This is a genomic window from Caballeronia sp. LjRoot29 (assembly GCF_964252755.1).
Lineage (GTDB): Bacteria > Pseudomonadota > Gammaproteobacteria > Burkholderiales > Burkholderiaceae > Caballeronia.
Genome location: NZ_CAXUPU020000025.1, coordinates 1 through 15205, shown reverse-complemented (window position 1 = coordinate 15205; position 15205 = coordinate 1). Strand labels below are relative to the sequence as shown.

The 15205-nt window shown below is 57.8% G+C and carries 13 protein-coding genes; 3 read left to right on the top strand and 10 right to left on the bottom strand.

Annotation, left to right across the window (positions count from 1 at the left end):
• Positions 1–125: 125 nt before the first annotated feature.
• The 10 genes from ACSQ83_RS23950 to ACSQ83_RS23905 all read right to left on the bottom strand — a co-directional run bounded on the left by ACSQ83_RS23950 (position 126) and on the right by ACSQ83_RS23905 (position 9713).
• Positions 126–1535, bottom strand: a complete 1410-nt coding sequence (locus ACSQ83_RS23950; protein ID WP_436229846.1) for a heavy metal sensor histidine kinase — start codon at positions 1533–1535, stop codon at positions 126–128.
• On the bottom strand, positions 1535–2212 hold the full coding sequence (locus tag ACSQ83_RS23945) for a heavy metal response regulator transcription factor (RefSeq protein ID WP_414954668.1): 678 nt from the start codon (positions 2210–2212) through the stop codon (positions 1535–1537). The genes ACSQ83_RS23950 and ACSQ83_RS23945 overlap by 1 nt, the downstream gene beginning before the upstream one ends.
• Positions 2213–2323: 111 nt before the next feature.
• Positions 2324–3049, bottom strand: coding sequence for an alpha/beta hydrolase (locus tag ACSQ83_RS23940; RefSeq protein ID WP_436229898.1), 726 nt, complete (start codon positions 3047–3049; stop codon positions 2324–2326).
• A 200-nt stretch (positions 3050–3249) separates the two neighbouring features.
• Entirely contained in the window at positions 3250–3600 is a 351-nt protein-coding gene (locus ACSQ83_RS23935; protein WP_436229845.1) for a DUF4148 domain-containing protein, read from the bottom strand.
• A 596-nt stretch (positions 3601–4196) separates the two neighbouring features.
• Positions 4197–4961 (bottom strand): SDR family NAD(P)-dependent oxidoreductase, encoded by a 765-nt coding sequence (locus ACSQ83_RS23930; protein ID WP_436229844.1) that lies wholly within the window; start codon positions 4959–4961, stop codon positions 4197–4199.
• A 72-nt stretch (positions 4962–5033) separates the two neighbouring features.
• Complete coding sequence (locus ACSQ83_RS23925) at positions 5034–5243, bottom strand: DUF2945 domain-containing protein (protein ID WP_414954671.1); 210 nt, start codon at positions 5241–5243, stop codon at positions 5034–5036.
• Positions 5244–5394: 151 nt separating this feature from the next.
• Positions 5395–6405 carry an alpha/beta fold hydrolase gene (locus ACSQ83_RS23920; protein ID WP_436229843.1) on the bottom strand — a complete coding sequence of 337 codons (1011 nt, stop codon included), beginning with the start codon at positions 6403–6405 and terminating at the stop codon, positions 5395–5397.
• An 18-nt stretch (positions 6406–6423) separates the two neighbouring features.
• Complete coding sequence (locus ACSQ83_RS23915; RefSeq protein WP_436229842.1) at positions 6424–7368, bottom strand: alpha/beta fold hydrolase; 945 nt, start codon at positions 7366–7368, stop codon at positions 6424–6426.
• A gap of 156 nt (positions 7369–7524) precedes the next feature.
• The gene (locus ACSQ83_RS23910; RefSeq protein ID WP_414954674.1) at positions 7525–7896 is read right to left on the bottom strand and encodes a translation initiation factor Sui1; all 372 of its coding nucleotides are present in this window, start codon (positions 7894–7896) and stop codon (positions 7525–7527) included.
• Between the two features lie 899 nt (positions 7897–8795).
• Entirely contained in the window at positions 8796–9713 is a 918-nt protein-coding gene (locus tag ACSQ83_RS23905) for a DUF72 domain-containing protein (RefSeq protein WP_436229841.1), read from the bottom strand.
• A gap of 152 nt (positions 9714–9865) precedes the next feature.
• Between ACSQ83_RS23905 and imuA the strand changes: the two genes are divergently transcribed.
• Genes imuA through ACSQ83_RS23890 form a run of 3 tightly spaced genes read left to right on the top strand, consistent with a single transcriptional unit; the run spans position 9866 to position 15164 of the window.
• Positions 9866–10573 (top strand): translesion DNA synthesis-associated protein ImuA, encoded by a 708-nt coding sequence (imuA, locus tag ACSQ83_RS23900; protein ID WP_414954676.1) that lies wholly within the window; start codon positions 9866–9868, stop codon positions 10571–10573.
• On the top strand, positions 10503–11996 hold the full coding sequence (locus tag ACSQ83_RS23895) for a DNA polymerase Y family protein (RefSeq protein WP_414954677.1): 1494 nt from the start codon (positions 10503–10505) through the stop codon (positions 11994–11996). The genes imuA and ACSQ83_RS23895 overlap by 71 nt, the downstream gene beginning before the upstream one ends.
• Before the next feature lie 6 nt (positions 11997–12002).
• Positions 12003–15164, top strand: a complete 3162-nt coding sequence (locus tag ACSQ83_RS23890; protein ID WP_436229840.1) for an error-prone DNA polymerase — start codon at positions 12003–12005, stop codon at positions 15162–15164.
• The last annotated feature ends 41 nt before the right edge of the window (positions 15165–15205 follow it).

Genomic DNA, 15205 nt, shown 5'->3' with positions numbered 1-15205 from the left:
ATTCAATCGATCCTGCATGAAATCCACGAACGCTCGCAGCTTGCGCGGAACGTGAACGCGGCTGGGGCAATAGAGATAATGGCTTGTGCGCACGGTTTTCGCGGATCGCGGCGCAAGTCAAAAACTCATTTGATCAACGGGAAAATCAGGACGAATCGCGTTCCCTGCGGTTCGCTTTCCGCATGCACCTTGCCGCCGTGCAACTCCATGATCGTGCGCACTATCGCTAGCCCCAGACCCGTCGATCCGCTCGCCGACGCACCGCTCGTCCTCGACGGATCCGCGCGATAAAACCGGTCGAAGACACGCTCAAGCAGGCTCTCGTCCAGTGGAACGCCTTCGTTCATCACTTCTACGCGCACCGCGCCGTCGCGTTCGGCAACGGACAACATAATCTCGCCGTCACGCGGCGTAAAGCGCACCGCATTTGCAAGCAGGTTGCTGACGGCGCGCCGGAAAAGTTCGAGATCCGCCTTCAACCGCGCATGCCCCGTCACGCGAATTCGAACGCCAGCGTCTTCCGCAATTCCCTCAAAATAATCAGCTATCCTGAGAAGCTCTTCGTCGACCTCAAACTCATACAAGTGCCGGGAGAAATGAGGATGCTCCGCACGGGCGAGAAAGAGGACATTTTCGATCATCCTTGAAAGGCGGTCGCACTCTTCTAGATTCGATGCCAACAGCGTCTGATATTCCTCACTGGAACGTGGCCGGGCAAGCGCGACCTCGGTCGAGCCACGCAGGTTGGCCAAGGGCGTGCGCATGTCATGGGCCAGGTCTGCTGTAAATCGGGAGAGCCGGTTGAAACCCTCTTCGAAACCGGAAAACATGCGATTAAGCGAGGCAATCAGCGCCTCCAGTTCTCTTGGCACTTTGCGCACCACAATTCGCGCACTAAGATTGTCAGTCGTAAAGCCCGCCGCGCTATGCGCGATATCATGCAAGGGCTTGAGTGACTGACGAACCAGCAGGAAGCTCATCAGGAATGCCAGCAATGCACCCGCGCCGCTTGCCAGGGAAAGTCGATCGCGATACTTCCGTAGCAAAAGTCGCCGGTCGGCCACGTTGCGCATCAGGACGATCTTCACGTTCGATCCATCGGCTAGTTTTGCCTCGGTGGCAATTCGCCGAAACGGCGTGCCGTCGCTAGCGGTCAAGGCGGTGATTGCTCCCGGCGTTATTCTCGCGGAGGCATCGAGCTTGGCCGCGGGCCAGACGATGCTGAGCGCAGCATTGGACAAGTTATGTTCCAGCAGAACCTGACCGGACGAATCGATTACTTCCGCCGACAAAGCTTCGTTGCCCAACACCTGACTTACCAGCCGTTCCTGATGCTGCGACAGGTCATTCACATTGGCCAACTCCTCCGTCAGGCGACGCATGTGCCGCGCCGCCAGCACAATATCTTGATCGTCTTGCGTGCTGATCTCGTGCGCCAGCGCCACATACACGTAGGTTCCAACCAGGGCGAACACGGCCAGCGTGGTGCCTGCAAAGGCCAGTGCCAGTGTGGCCGTCAGCGACCGGGAGCGCATCAGTCGTCCTCTTTCGTGTCGATGACGTAGCCCACGCCGCGTACTGTCTTGATGAGCTTGACGTCGAAGTCATCGTCAATTTTTGCTCGCAGCCGGCGAATGGCGACTTCGACCACATTGGTGTCGCTATCGAAATTCATGTCCCAGACATACGATGCAATCTGCGTTCGGCTCATCACCTCGCCCTGCTTGCGCGCCAGCAATTGCAGCAGCGCGAACTCGCGCGGAGTCAGCTCTATCCGCTTGCCTGCACGGCGAACCTTGCGGCGGGTCACATCGATTTCCAGATCCGCGAGCGTCAGCAAATCGTGCTCCCGTGGCGGTCCTCTACGCGCCAATGTACGGACTCGCGCGAGCAGTTCGACAAATGCAAACGGCTTGACCAGGTAATCATCGGCGCCTAGTTCAAGCCCATGCACGCGATCGATTACGTCGTCACGAGCGGTCAGAAACAGGACAGGCGTCGCTTTCAAGGTTCGAAGGTTCTTCAGGACACTCCAGCCGTCCATGGTCGGCAACATCACGTCCAGCACGATGACGTCATACGTATCCTCTCGCGCCAGGATCAGGCCTTCCGCGCCGTCAGCCGCCACATCGACAAGAAAGCCGGCCTCTTCAAGACCCTTCTTGATGTAGGCGAGCGCTTTTTGCTCATCCTCAATGACCAGAACCCTCATATCGACGCCTCGCTGCAACATTTTATTTAACCGAAAGAATAGTACGCCACCCCGTTTGATAACGATCGACGGAAAATAACCCCGGGCCTCGCCTACGCGATCACTAGCGCTTTACTGCTGAGCATGCGTGGCCGCATCTTCGATCACGGCGGCCACTTCCTTTGGACGCGACTCATAAACCGAGTGACTTGCACCCGGGATCACGGTCGTGTGGCTATGCGCACGGGCGTAGTACCAACGTTCGAGATCCGGGTTGATGATCTTGTCGGCTCCGGCGACGATGCCCCAGCTAGGCTTGGTGGTCCAAGCGGCAACGGTCATGGGCGTAGAGAAAACCTTGGCCGCCGTCAGTATCTGCGACTGCGCTTCGAATTGAGCTTGCTTGAGCGGTAAATCAGCTGCGAAGTCCTTCGGGAAATCTGCCGGATTCAGATACGTGTAACCGTCGTCGGTTTTCTTGATTGCGCCCGCCTGCTTCGACGTAAAGCTGGGCATGCCCTTGCCAAGATCGCTCTCATCCTCGCCGACTGCCGGTGCGTGCGCCGCCACATACACCAGCCCGACAACCTTCGGATGCACGCCTGCTTCAGTGATGATGGAACCGCCATAGCTGTGAGCTACAAGAATAGTGGGACCGTCCTGCAGATCGAGAACGCGCTTGGTTGTCGCGACGTCGTCTTCGAGCGAGCTCAACGGTTCCTGCACCATGGTGACGTGATAACCGTCCTTGGTCAGGATGTTGTAGACCGGTTTCCAGCCTGAGCCGTCTACCCACGCGCCATGGACCAGGACAATGTTCTTGACCGGGGCGTTCTTGGGCTGAGCATCCTGCGCCATTGCGCCGGTCGAGGCAAAGAGGCAAGCAGACAATGACAAGGCCGAGGCCGAGGCGACCAAAGGCAAAAGTTTCACGAGAGACTCCGTTAAAAGTTATGTAGAGAGAAGGGATCGAATTGCACGACAAGTTGCGGGCGAAATCAGGTCCTGCGCAAGTCCGTGTCATTCGCATGACTTGCGCAGGTCCTGAACCGCGCCACTTAGCTGCCCGCGTAGATGTTGCAGAAGCTGACCGGACCAACGCAGGTCGAGTGCATGGCCGTGTGCATCGGGGCGCCTGACGACGAAGTGCCGTTCTCGGCCACGCCGCCATAGGATTGCGTCGCCTGTTGCTGGCCGGTTTGCGCCGCGACCTTTGCTTCAGCAGCCTGGATGTCGGCCGGGTAATCGACGTCGCCACCGCGCGACGGGTTGTAGCCCGCCTGTTCAACACGCACCAGGTCTGCACGAACTTCAGCGCGCGTCACAGGAGCATTCGATTGTGCGAAGCTGAGGACCGGAGCGGACAATGCGCCAGCGGCAAGAGCGAGGCAAACAAGAGCTTTTTTCATGATGACCATTCCTTAAATGAGTGCGATTGAATGTGATTAAGTAGCGGGCAAATGCCCAGAAAACGGATGACGCTGTATCTGCCGAAGTGCGATGACGAGCCTTGACGCTGCGGTTCAGTGGCTTTGTCTTCGTTTCGGCATCCTTACTTAGTTGAATCTAATCTGCCGTGTTCATGTAGTGGCAAACACGGCGGCATTGCGGTTATTCCACGATCGACCAAAAATTCTTGCGGCTTGCTACTGACAGACCTTCGTAAGCCACCGCTAACGGCGTTGAATCTTGCTTACATAAGAGTAAGCTTTGCCATCAACTTCTATCCGTGAGCACTTGATATCGCGGTGACTTGCAAACAGTATGGGCTTTCAAGCTTTGCCCAATACTGACGTCAGCATTACCAAATTGTTATCTTGGGCAGAAGCAGGCAGATTGGGATCCGTAGCTTGAGGGCTCCCGCCCGGCGCGTGAGCGGACTTTCAGCCGGTCGCAAGCGGCGGATGATTGAACCGTTCCACAAGCGTTCCTGTTCGCACGGGACCCAAAAAAAGCGCGCTGTGACCACAGCGCGCTTTTTGTTTTCTTTAGTAAATGAACTGGCTTAAAGCGTTGCCGTCACGCCGCCATCGACATAAAGAATGTGTCCATTGACAAAGTTCGAGGCCGAACTCGTGAGGAATATTGCCGCGCCCACGAGATCTTCGATATCGCCCCAACGCCGCGACGGCGTACGCCCGATGAGCCATGCGCTAAAGGTTTCGTTATTCACGAGCGCTTCAGTCAATTCTGTCTTGAAGTAGCCCGGTCCGAGCCCGTTCACCTGGATGCCGTGCTTGCCCCAATCGATCGCCATACCCTTGGTCAACATTTTCACGGCGCCCTTCGTCGCAGTGTATGCCGCGATGTCGGGTCGTCCGAGTTCACTTTGAACCGAGCAAATATTGACGATCTTGCCGGCGCCCCGCGTGATCATGAAACGCGCGACCGCCTGCCCCACCAGGAACACGCTGTCCACGTTTGTCCTCATCAACTCTTGCCACTGCTCGTGAGAAAACTGCTCGAGAGGCGCACGACGCTGCATGCCGGCGTTATTGACGAGAATGTCGATTGGGCCGTCCTCACGTTCAATTTTTTCGATCGCCGCTGACACGGCCGATGGGGACGTCACGTCGAAACTGAGTGCGTCAACGGTCATTCCTTCACCACGCAAACTTGCCACCGCTTCTGCGAGTCGCGCCTCATTGCGGCCGTTCAGAATAACCTTCGCGCCGGCGCCCGCGAGTCCGCGCGCGAGCGCAAAGCCAATCCCGCTACTCGATCCGGTCACGAGCGCGCGCTTGCCTGACAGATCAAACATCTTGAGCATCTGATTCAAAATATCTCCTGGTGTCGAGTCCTTCATCTTGCCCTGCTGCAGCGCTAAGGGACGCTGACATGCTCAGCGTACTTTTTTCAGCGCGCTGGCTTTGTGAATCGCCGCTTTGCCGCTCTTTGCGCTTTTGACTTCGTATTGCGGATCGCGAGGAGACGCCTTCGCAACGTGGCCGCCCACCTTTGCGGTACCGGTCACTTTTCGCGTGACCGTACCTTCGGTAGGGCCTTGCGATGTTTCCCACTTCACTTTGTCGCCTTTAGATACCGTAGCCATGTCGAACTCCTGAAAAATGCGGCGGTTTCAAGAACATGGTCAGCGTGCTGCAATTTCAGTTCCCGCTTTTCTCCGTCCGAAGGTCAGCGTTCGACCTCCGCACGGATTCACCTCTCAACGATATTAACCAAGGCAACAACAGGCCGACGCTCTACAGCCCTTTTGCCTCCAGCCACGACCGGATTGCTTGAACAAGTTCGCTCTTGCGCTCGAGTGGAAGCCAATGGCCCGCAGGCAGGTTCGCTATGGAGAGGTCCTGGCAAGCGCCGCGCATGGGTTCTCCGAGGCGGCCGCGGTTGATGTCGCAGATGATGTCCCAATCGCCGTTCACGAGCAGCACAGGCTGGTGCAACCGGCCGCCATCCGGTGCGGCGTGAGCGTAGGCGATGTTGGCGGCATCGTTCAGGTACCAGGTATTGGCCGGGCGAAAACCCGTGACGTGGAACGCCTCGGTCAAGGCATCGAAGTCCGCGAGCGGCCATAGTGCCGGGTCAGGCTGCGTCGGCGGGGCGCGATGTGCCGCGCCATAACGGCCGCCGTTTCTTGTGATCAAGGCGGACGGAGAAACCAGGCCACCCGATGCGGGGTTTCCCGGGCGATAGAGTGACGCGAGCGCGGCCGGGATATCTGCCTCGAAGTCGCTAACCGTCTGTTCAAAGTGCGTTAGATAGAAGCGGTAGTAGTCCCACTGCCCATCCGGATATTCATCGGATGGATACAACTGACGGTCGATCAGGCGCACGAGATTTGGCAGCGCAAAGCCTTCGGGGAAGTAAGGCAACGAGACCAGCACCACGCCGCGACTCCGGTGCCCGTGGTGCGCGGCCAGCGCAGCGGCTACCGGACTTCCCCAGTCGTGTCCAACCCAGATTGCAGGGCGCGCTCCCAGATGATCGTGAAGCTCCACCATGTCGTGAACGATCTCGCTCAAGACATAGTCGCCGGACGAAGCCGGCACCGATGAACCGCCGTAGCCGCGCATGTCTGGCGCGACGCAACGCCATCCTTCGGCTGCGAATGCTTCGATCTGCGCGCGCCACATGAGGCCAATTTCGGGCCAGCCATGGACGAAGATCATCAGCGGGGCGTTGTCTGGCCCGCACTCCCAGTAACGTGTCGTGTGACGGGGTGAGCTAAAGATGCGCGAGGTCAGCTTGGTCATGGTGGGAATCGGGCCGTGTCAGGCCGTGGTTACAGTGCGTAAGAACTGCACGAGTTGGTCGTTGACCACGTCAGGGGCTTCGTGTTGTACCCAGTGGCCCACATTATCGAGTTCAAGGCCCCCTGCGAGACCGGGAAGACCCGCGCGCATCTGGTCGATCGAAAGAGGATAAAGCTCTTTCAATCCATCCGCTTTTCCCCAAATGAAAAAAGAAGGCTGGGTGATCTTCGCGCCCTTCCATGGCGCAGACAAATAGAAATACGGTTCGGCGGCACGATAGTAGTTCAGGGCGCCGTGAAAACCGGTGCGCTGGAATTCCGCGATGTTATGAGCCATGTAATCGGGTTTCGCCCAGGAGGGCGAGGGTCCGGGAGCCGCGCGATGAAGGCTTCGTCCGGGATCCATAGGACTCCATCGCGTGTTTTCCGGAGCGGAACCTGATGCCCAATACAGAATGCCTGGAATGGTCACTGAGGCGTCGGCCCAAATTTTATCGGCGTCTGGCCGGATCTGTTCGAACATGTAGAAATCGTTTTGATGACCAGCCTTCCGCATGCGTTCAAAGACACTCACGTCCCCGCGTGGAACGTAGGGTACGCTCAGGCAGAACACCGCCTTGAAACGGTCGGGACGCATCATCGCGGCATTCCATGCATGAGTCGCGCCCCAGTCATGGCCCACTAAAATAGCGCTGGATATCTTTAGCGTATCGAGCAGTCCAATCAGGTCGCCCGCCGTGTGCAGCGGCGTGTATAAGGCGGCGTCTGCTGGCGCCGAGCTGCGGCCATAGCCGCGCATGTCCGGAGCAATGGCGCGGTATCCGGCCGACGACACCGCTTCCATTTGTCGACGCCACGTATAGGACGTATCCGGAAACCCGTGGCAAAAAAGGACCGCTGGTCCGTCTCCTTGCTCAGTCACGTGCATGGAGATGCCATTGGTGCTGATGTCGTATTCTTTCATAGCGAAGCTCCCACCGCTTTTAGAAATTTGCGCCTTCGGTCAACCGCCTCAGGCGATTCGTCGCAATTCGAGTGACCATGCGAACGGTTGATGTAGCTGTTTCTCTGCTCACTGGCTTAATGTGCTCTTCCGCTAAGCTTACGATGATTGAAGCGTTTATCCCCCGGCTCGCTTCGCGTTGTGGCCATTTTTCTTGAGCGCTTCGATAACCCGCTCGCAATGGTCGCCCTGCACTTCGATTACGCCGTCTTTCACCGTTCCGCCGGAACCGCAGGCTGTGCGTAACTGTTTGCCTAGCGACGCCAACGCGATTGGATCGAGGGTCAGGCCTTTAACGATTGTCACGCTTTTCCCGCCCCGGCCTTTGGTCTCGCGAGACACTCGCACCACGCCATCACCGGCCGGTTGTGTCTTGGCCTTCTTGCAGGCACATTCCGCGAGTGGCTGTCTGCATTCAGGGCACATTCGTCCGGCATCGGTGGAATAGACAAGACCACCATTTGCTCTGCTTTTTTCACTGGTCTTCATCGTGGGTTGGTTAGTGGTGGGTTGCACGGGTTCTGGGGTTAGCGGTCGGGGTCAATGCCGGGTTGGTGCTTTCGGTGTTAGTGGTCTGCGTGAGTCGAGTTTTCTCTTTATCACTATTAGCCACTGTGCGTGGCGGCACGTCATTTCTTTGTCCAAAGCGACAAAGAAACGAAGCAAAGAAAACGCTTTCAACTCTCTAAAAATTAAGTGTCCACAGCGTGCAGTTTTATTTCATTGGTACCCGAAAAGCACGGTGCTCGCCAGAGCCACCGATGTGTGAAACCCTCCTTCTCGCGAATCCTGACATTAACACGCTTCGCCCCGTACGCTCTCGGGCTAGCACCCGTGTTCCACGGACCCACACGGCCTCACGCGTATTTGCCGCCGTGGCGCTTCGCGGGTTAGCTATGAGTTTGCATTGTTATTTGCCGGGTCAGGCTTTATGCATTCTGCAGATCCATTTCTGGGTGGTTTAAAAAATGGTTCTGCATGCGTACAAATTCGGTGGAAGGTTTTCAGCGGATAGCGCGGGGTGCTCCTTAGGCGGGTTCAGTCATTGGTGCTTGCCCGAGAGCGTACGGGGCGAAGCGTTTTACTGTCAGGATTCGCGAGAAGGAGGGGTTCACACATCCTAAGCTCTTGCGAGCACCGTGCTTTTGGGGCACCCATGAAATGGAACTGCACGCTGTGGACACTTAGAGTAGAGAGGTGAAAGCGCTTTCTTTGCTTCGTTTCTTTGTCGCTTTGGACAAAGAAATGACGCGCTGCCACGCGCAGTGGCTAATAGTGATAAAGAAATCAGCCAACATAAAACGCGCGAAGACCTGGAGAGCAGCAACCCGGCATAGACCCCGACCGCTAACCCTCCCCCCTTCAACCCCAAAGTGCGAACGAAACGATCAGACCGATATTGCGTTCGCCCCTAAAATGCCCATCAACTTCAGCGCATTCTTCTGCCCCTGGTCTTCATAGTTTGTATTAAAAACCACATGCGTCAATTCAACCGCCTTCGAAATTTCGATAATGTGACTAGCGAGCGAATCAAGTTCATCGTCGTTGTACTCATAGTTAAATCTCGACGATGATGCAACCGCGCCCTTGATATTCCACGTATCCTGATTGCGTCCGTGCATGCGAATCAACGCCAGCCGCGGATGCGTTGTTTCCCAAATAGCAGGGATGCTGTTACTCGACCCTTGCGGTTCATCCACCACCACATTCACCAGCCCGCGCTCACGTTCCATAGCCAATGTGGAATCGCGGCGTTTTGCGTCGAACCAAGTCTGGTTGCGAAACTCAACTGCCATGGTGTAGCCGTCCATTGCGCTCATGACGTCCGAGCAGTGCTCGACATGCCTGATGCCATGGGGATTGCAGATCACCCACGGCGCGAACTGAAAATGCACGGCGCCGAGCTTACCGGCCGCACGAAGCGGCTCAACGGCTTCAAAGTACCGGCACCATAATTCCTGCTGCAACTCGCCCGGCAAATCCTTGTAATACAGGCTCGTCTTGCCGTTCTGCGGCAGGTGCGGCTGCATGTCCGGCGGAAACATGTCGCGTGCGGTCTGATGCCCCGTGAACAAGCGGAACGCCTTGATGTTGAACACGAACTCCGGCGGTGTCCGCTCAGCCCACAACACCGAATTCGCGGCGTTCGGCATGGCGTAATAGCTGGAATCGACCTCCACCAAAGGGAAAACGGACGCGTAATAACGCAACCGCGCCTCCGCGCTCGAACAGCCGGGCGGATAAAAACGCTTGCACTTGATCAGCGTGGGGTCCGTCCACGAAGCCGTGCCAACCATGATGGTCACCGTGCATTCTCCCTACCATTTTTGCCGCATCTTTTGCCACATTCACAGGTCATATTTCCCTCCCCGTTTTTCTCCCTGCCTTTTAAAAGGGGCAGTTCAGGCTCGACCGAATTCAAGGTAAAGTACTGTACATCCATACAGGTAAATTTGCCATGTCAGCCTTGCTCCAGAACGTCGAAGACATCCACCCCGCCTTGTGGCGCGGGTCGCAGCTCGCGCGCTCGCATGGGCAAACGGTCGACACGGGCTACGCCATGCTGTCGGCCGAGCTGCCGGGCGGCGGCTGGCCGCTGGGCACCCTGATCGAGTTGCTGGTGCAGCAGCCGGGCGTGGGCGAAGTCAGGCTGTTACGCCCGGCGCTCGCCGCAGTGAGCCGCCGCCCTATCGCCTTGGTGCAACCGCCTCATAGTCCAAATTCTCTCGCTTTTGCATACCTGGGTGTGCCGCTCGAAAAGCTGCTCCAGGTGCGTGCATCGAAACTGGCTGACGCATTGTGGTCAGCCGAGCAAATCCTCAAGACCGGCAGCTGCGGCGCGCTCATCTTCTGGCAGCAATACGCGCGCACGGAGTCGCTGCGGCGCCTCCACATGGCCGCGCAATCCTCTGAAACGCTATTCCTGATGGTGCGGCCGCTCGCGAGCGCGGCGGACTCGTCACCGGCCACGCTGAGGCTGTGCGTGCGGCCGGCCGGCGACGGTATTGCTGTCGACATCATCAAGCGCAAAGGCCCGATCCGCGCCGAAAGGCTGTCCGTCACCCTGCAACCCTCTCCCGTTCTAATGAGTCCCCATGCCCGTGTACGTCGGCATACATCTACCCCGGTTGTCGCTGGAAGTGTTCCGTCCACGCTGGTCGCGTAGGCCCGAACATGGTTGCGTCGTCCTCGACCGAGACACGGTCTTTATCGGAGACCAAGGCGCTCGCGAGGCCGGCGTGTGCGTAGGCATGAAACGCGGCGGCGTCCTCACGCTCTCGCCCGACACCCTCATGTTCGAGCGCGAGCTGAGTAAAGAAAATGACTTGATGCGCGAGGTAGCTTTTTCGTCGATGAAATTCTCACCCATGGTCGCGCTTTGCGATGAGGAAACCATTGTTATCGACGTCACGGCGAGCCTGCGGCTCTTCGGCGGCATCGTGCGGCTATGTCATCAGATACGAGACATTGTCGATGCCATCGGCGTGACGGCACGCCTTAGCACGGCGCCGACCGGCCAGGGCGCGTGGCTGCTGGCCAAAAGCACCCGGAACGCGAATCTCGGCAAGCGGCGCGTGCTGAAAATGGCGTCGCTTGAACGCAAGCTCGGAACGCTGCCGTTCCAGGCCGCGCCGGAAGTGCGTGCGTTCGCGGACTGGTTCAACGGGCTGGGTTGCAAGACACTGAATGACATCCGCCGCCTGCCGCGTGCAGGGCTTAAAAAGCGTTGCGGCGTCGCGCTGCTGGATTCGCTCGATCGCGCTTATGGACTCGCGCCCGAGCTATACGAATGGCTGGCTGTGCCGCCGGCTTTCAGCGCGCGCATCGAGTTGCCCGATCGCATTGAGCACGCCGAAGCCATGCTGTTTTCCGCGCGCCGGTTGATCGTGCAATTGTGCGGCTGGCTTAGCGCGCAGCAACTGGCGCTCACGCACGCCACGCTCACGCTGGAACACGAGCGCGGCCGCGATGCTATCGACCCCACCGTTATCCAGATCGCGCTCGCCGAACCCACCTGGCACGAAGAACATCTGGTGCGCTTGTTCAAGGAGCGGCTTGGCCGCACGGAACTCGTGGCGCCGGTGATCGCGCTGCGTCTGAGCGCCGCAAAAATACAGCCCGCCGAGCCGCCTACCGAGACGCTTTTTCCCGAACCCGGCGGCTCGCCTGAAGACCACAACCGTTTGCTGGAATTGCTGGTTGCGCGGCTGGGCGCCGACAACGTACTGCGTGCGGCGCCTTCATCGGATTACCGGCCTGAACAGGCTAATCGATGGATCTCCGTCGCCGATACCACCCGTCCTCAAAAGCTGGAAGCCGTGCCGTCCGATCTGCCGCGTCCAGCTTGGCTGCTTGAAAAGCCCCTGCAATTGATGATGAAAAATCATCGGCCGTTTTATGGGTCGTCGCTGAAACTGGTGTCGCCGGCGGAACGCATCGAAGCGGGATGGTTCGACAGTAATTTGATGAGCCGCGATTATTTCGTCGCGCAAGCCAGCGATCAAAGTTGCTACTGGATTTATCGCGAGCGGCCTGGCAGTGCTGACGCCGAAGATCCGCGCTGGTTTCTCCACGGCCTGTTTGGATGATGCGCCGTGGATACCACCTTCTCCATGCTGCCCGCGTATGCGGAGCTTTTCGCGTTTTCCAATTTCACGTTCCTGCACGGGGCATCGCGTGGAGAGGAGCTGGTCGCGCGCGCGGCGCAACTCGGTTATGCCGGTCTGGCAATCACCGATGAATGCTCGCTCGCCGGTGTCGTGCGCGCACATGTGGAGGCGAAGACCCTGAATTTTCCGCTGATGATTGGCTCGTATTTCAAGCTCGTCAACGCGGATCTTTCGCCCGCCTTCGGGCTCATTTTGCTGGCAACGAACCGCAATGGGTACGGCAATTTGTCCGAGCTCATCACCATTGCCCGCATGCGCTCGAAAAAAGGCGCGTACTTGCTCACGCCTAACGATCTGGCACGGCCCGATAAAGACTTCGCGCATCTGCGCGGCATGCCCGATTGCCTCGCGATCCTGGTGCCCGATTTCCCCGCGAAGCAGGCCGCGCTCGATGCCCAGATAGAATGGCTCGACACGACGTTTCCTCAACGCGCGTGGGTTGGATTGACGCTGCATCAGCGCGCACTCGATGACATCCACCGGGGGATTGTCGAGCACGTGGCTGCGTTTCATAAGGTGCCCGTGGTGGCAACCGGCAACGTGGTCATGCACGTGCGTTCGCGCAAACCGTTGCAGGACACCATGACGGCCATTCGCATTGGCAAGCCGGTGTCCGAATGTGGTTACGATCTCGCGCCGAACGCCGAACAGCATTTGCGCTCCAGGTTGCGGCTCGCGAATCTCTATCCGGAATACACGCTTGGCGAAACGCTCAACGTGCTCAAGCACTGCACGTTTTCACTCGATGATTTGCGTTACGACTATCCCGACGAGATTGTGCCGGCCGGTTATACCCACGCCGCGTATTTGCGGCAGGAAACCTATATTGGCGCGAATCGGCGTTTTCCGCTCGGCGTTCCACACAAGGTTCAAGCGCAGATAGAACATGAACTCGAGTTGATCGAGCATATGAAATACGAGGCGTATTTTCTCACCGTCTATGACCTCGTCCGCTTTGCGCGCGCTGAAAATATCCTTTGCCAAGGGCGTGGTTCCGCAGCGAATTCCGCTGTGTGTTATTGCCTCGGTGTGACTGAAGTGGACCCGGCCCGCAGCAATATGTTGTTCGAGCGGTTTATCAGTAAAGAACGCGGTGAACCGCCGGATATTGATGTCGACTTCGAGCATCAGCGGCGTGAGGAAGTCATCCAGTACATCTATCGTAAATATGGGCGTGATCGGACGGCGATTGCGGCGGCGGTGTCCACGTATCGGCCGCGCGGCGCATTGCGTGAAACGGGTAAGGCGCTAGGCGTTGATCCGCAGATTGTGGATCGCGTCGCGAAGTCGCATCAGTGGTTCGATACCAGTCATGACCTGCTGCAACGCTTCACAGAATCCGGGCTTGATCCGGAGAATACGTTGATTCAATCGTGGGCTTCGCTGGCCGCGCAGTTACTGAATTTCCCACGGCATTTATCGCAGCATTCAGGTGGTTTTGTGATCAGCCGGGAGAAACTGACGCGACTGGTTCCCATCGAAAACGCGGCTATGGTGGATCGCAGCGTGATTCAGTGGGACAAGGACGATCTGGAAGCGCTGGGGCTTTTAAAAGTCGATGTACTCGCGCTCGGCATGCTCTCGGCCATTCGACGCACGCTCGATATTGTCTCGGAGAAACGCGGCGAGCGCTTCGAGATGCAGGACATTCCGCCCGACGATAAACCGACTTACGACATGATCTCGCAGGCGGACACTATTGGCGTGTTTCAGATTGAGTCGCGTGCGCAAATGTCGATGTTGCCGCGACTGCGGCCGCAGGAGTTTTACGATCTGGTGATCGAGGTGGCGATCGTACGGCCCGGTCCAATTCAGGGTGGTGCCGTGCATCCGTATTTGCGGCGGCGTCAGGGGTTGGAGGAAGTTAATTATCCTAGCGAGGGGTTAAAGGTCGCGCTCGAAAGAACCTTGGGTGTGCCGATATTTCAGGAACAGGTCATGCAGATCGCGATGATCGCAGCGGGGTTCACGGCTGGTGAAGCCGATGCATTGCGGCGGGCAATGGCAGCATGGAAACGCAAAGGAGGTCTGGAAAAATATTATGACCGGATTGTGAACGGCATGGTCGAGCGCGGTTATAAAAAGGAATTCGCAGAAGCTATTTTTGAGCAGATCAAGGGCTTTGGTGAATATGGTTTTCCTGAAAGCCATGCGGCGAGTTTTGCGTTGCTTGTGTATGTCAGCAGTTGGTTGAAGCGACACGAACCAGCAGCATTTCTCGCCGCCATGCTGAACTCGCAACCGATGGGTTTCTACTCCCCTTCGCAACTCGTGCAGGACGCCAAGCGGCATGGCGTAGTTGTGTTTCCCGCCGACGTGACAGTGAGCGGTTGGGATTCGGTGCTTGAGTATCCAGATGAATGCCGTGGCGATGACAGCAGGCCTGCAGTGCGGCTGGGGTTATCGCTGCTTCGCGGGATGCGTGATGGTGCGGCTGAGCGGATTGAAACGGCGCGTTGTGTGCGTCAGTTCGAGAGCGTGGGGGACCTCGCGCAACGGGCGCAACTTGACCGGCATGACTTGCAGGCGCTGGCTGCGGCCAACGCGTTGACTTCGCTCGCCGGGAATCGGAGGGAAGCGTTATGGCAGTCCGTGGCCGCGGTGCCCGACAAGGACCTGCTCAACGATGCACGCGTGGAAGATGTCACGCCGCTGCTCGGCGCGCCTTCGGAAGCCGACGATATTGTCAGCGACTACAAGGCTACGGGTCTGTCTCTCGGGCGTCATCCGCTTGAACTATTGCGGCCGGCGTTGCTTGAGCTTCGGTTGATGTCGGCGGCTACGTTGCGTGATTACAGGAATGGGCAATTAGCACGCGGGTGCGGACTCGTGACGGTGCGTCAACGGCCTGGAACCGCGAAGGGCGTGATGTTCGTTACGATTGAAGATGAGACCGGTAATGTGAACGTTATTGTGTGGCCTAGTCTGCTCGAGAAGCAGCGGCGCGAGGCGCTCGGTTCGACGTTGCTGGCCGTGTATGGTACGTGGCAATGCGAGGGCGAGGTTCGACATCTTGTTGCACAACGGTTGGTGGATATGTCGCATCTGCTGGGTGGATTGACGAGTGTTAGCCGCGACTTTCACTGATATTTTTGTCATTTTTTATTATCAGCACTCCATTTAAATTG

What these genes read in the sequence shown, in the direction of transcription:
- ACSQ83_RS23925 (WP_414954671.1), bottom strand. Translation starts at nt 5,243, where the DNA reads ATGGCTACGGTATCTAAAGGCGACAAAGTGAAGTGGGAAACATCGCAA.
- ACSQ83_RS23935 (WP_436229845.1), bottom strand. Translation starts at nt 3,600, where the DNA reads ATGAAAAAAGCTCTTGTTTGCCTCGCTCTTGCCGCTGGCGCATTGTCC.
- ACSQ83_RS23930 (WP_436229844.1), bottom strand. Translation starts at nt 4,961, where the DNA reads ATGCTCAAGATGTTTGATCTGTCAGGCAAGCGCGCGCTCGTGACCGGA.
- ACSQ83_RS23910 (WP_414954674.1), bottom strand. Translation starts at nt 7,896, where the DNA reads ATGAAGACCAGTGAAAAAAGCAGAGCAAATGGTGGTCTTGTCTATTCC.
- ACSQ83_RS23945 (WP_414954668.1), bottom strand. Translation starts at nt 2,212, where the DNA reads ATGAGGGTTCTGGTCATTGAGGATGAGCAAAAAGCGCTCGCCTACATC.
- ACSQ83_RS23940 (WP_436229898.1), bottom strand. Translation starts at nt 3,049, where the DNA reads ATGGCGCAGGATGCTCAGCCCAAGAACGCCCCGGTCAAGAACATTGTC.
- ACSQ83_RS23920 (WP_436229843.1), bottom strand. Translation starts at nt 6,405, where the DNA reads ATGACCAAGCTGACCTCGCGCATCTTTAGCTCACCCCGTCACACGACA.
- imuA (WP_414954676.1), top strand. Translation starts at nt 9,866, where the DNA reads ATGTCAGCCTTGCTCCAGAACGTCGAAGACATCCACCCCGCCTTGTGG.
- ACSQ83_RS23950 (WP_436229846.1), bottom strand. Translation starts at nt 1,535, where the DNA reads ATGCGCTCCCGGTCGCTGACGGCCACACTGGCACTGGCCTTTGCAGGC.
- ACSQ83_RS23915 (WP_436229842.1), bottom strand. Translation starts at nt 7,368, where the DNA reads ATGAAAGAATACGACATCAGCACCAATGGCATCTCCATGCACGTGACT.
- ACSQ83_RS23895 (WP_414954677.1), top strand. Translation starts at nt 10,503, where the DNA reads ATGCCCGTGTACGTCGGCATACATCTACCCCGGTTGTCGCTGGAAGTG.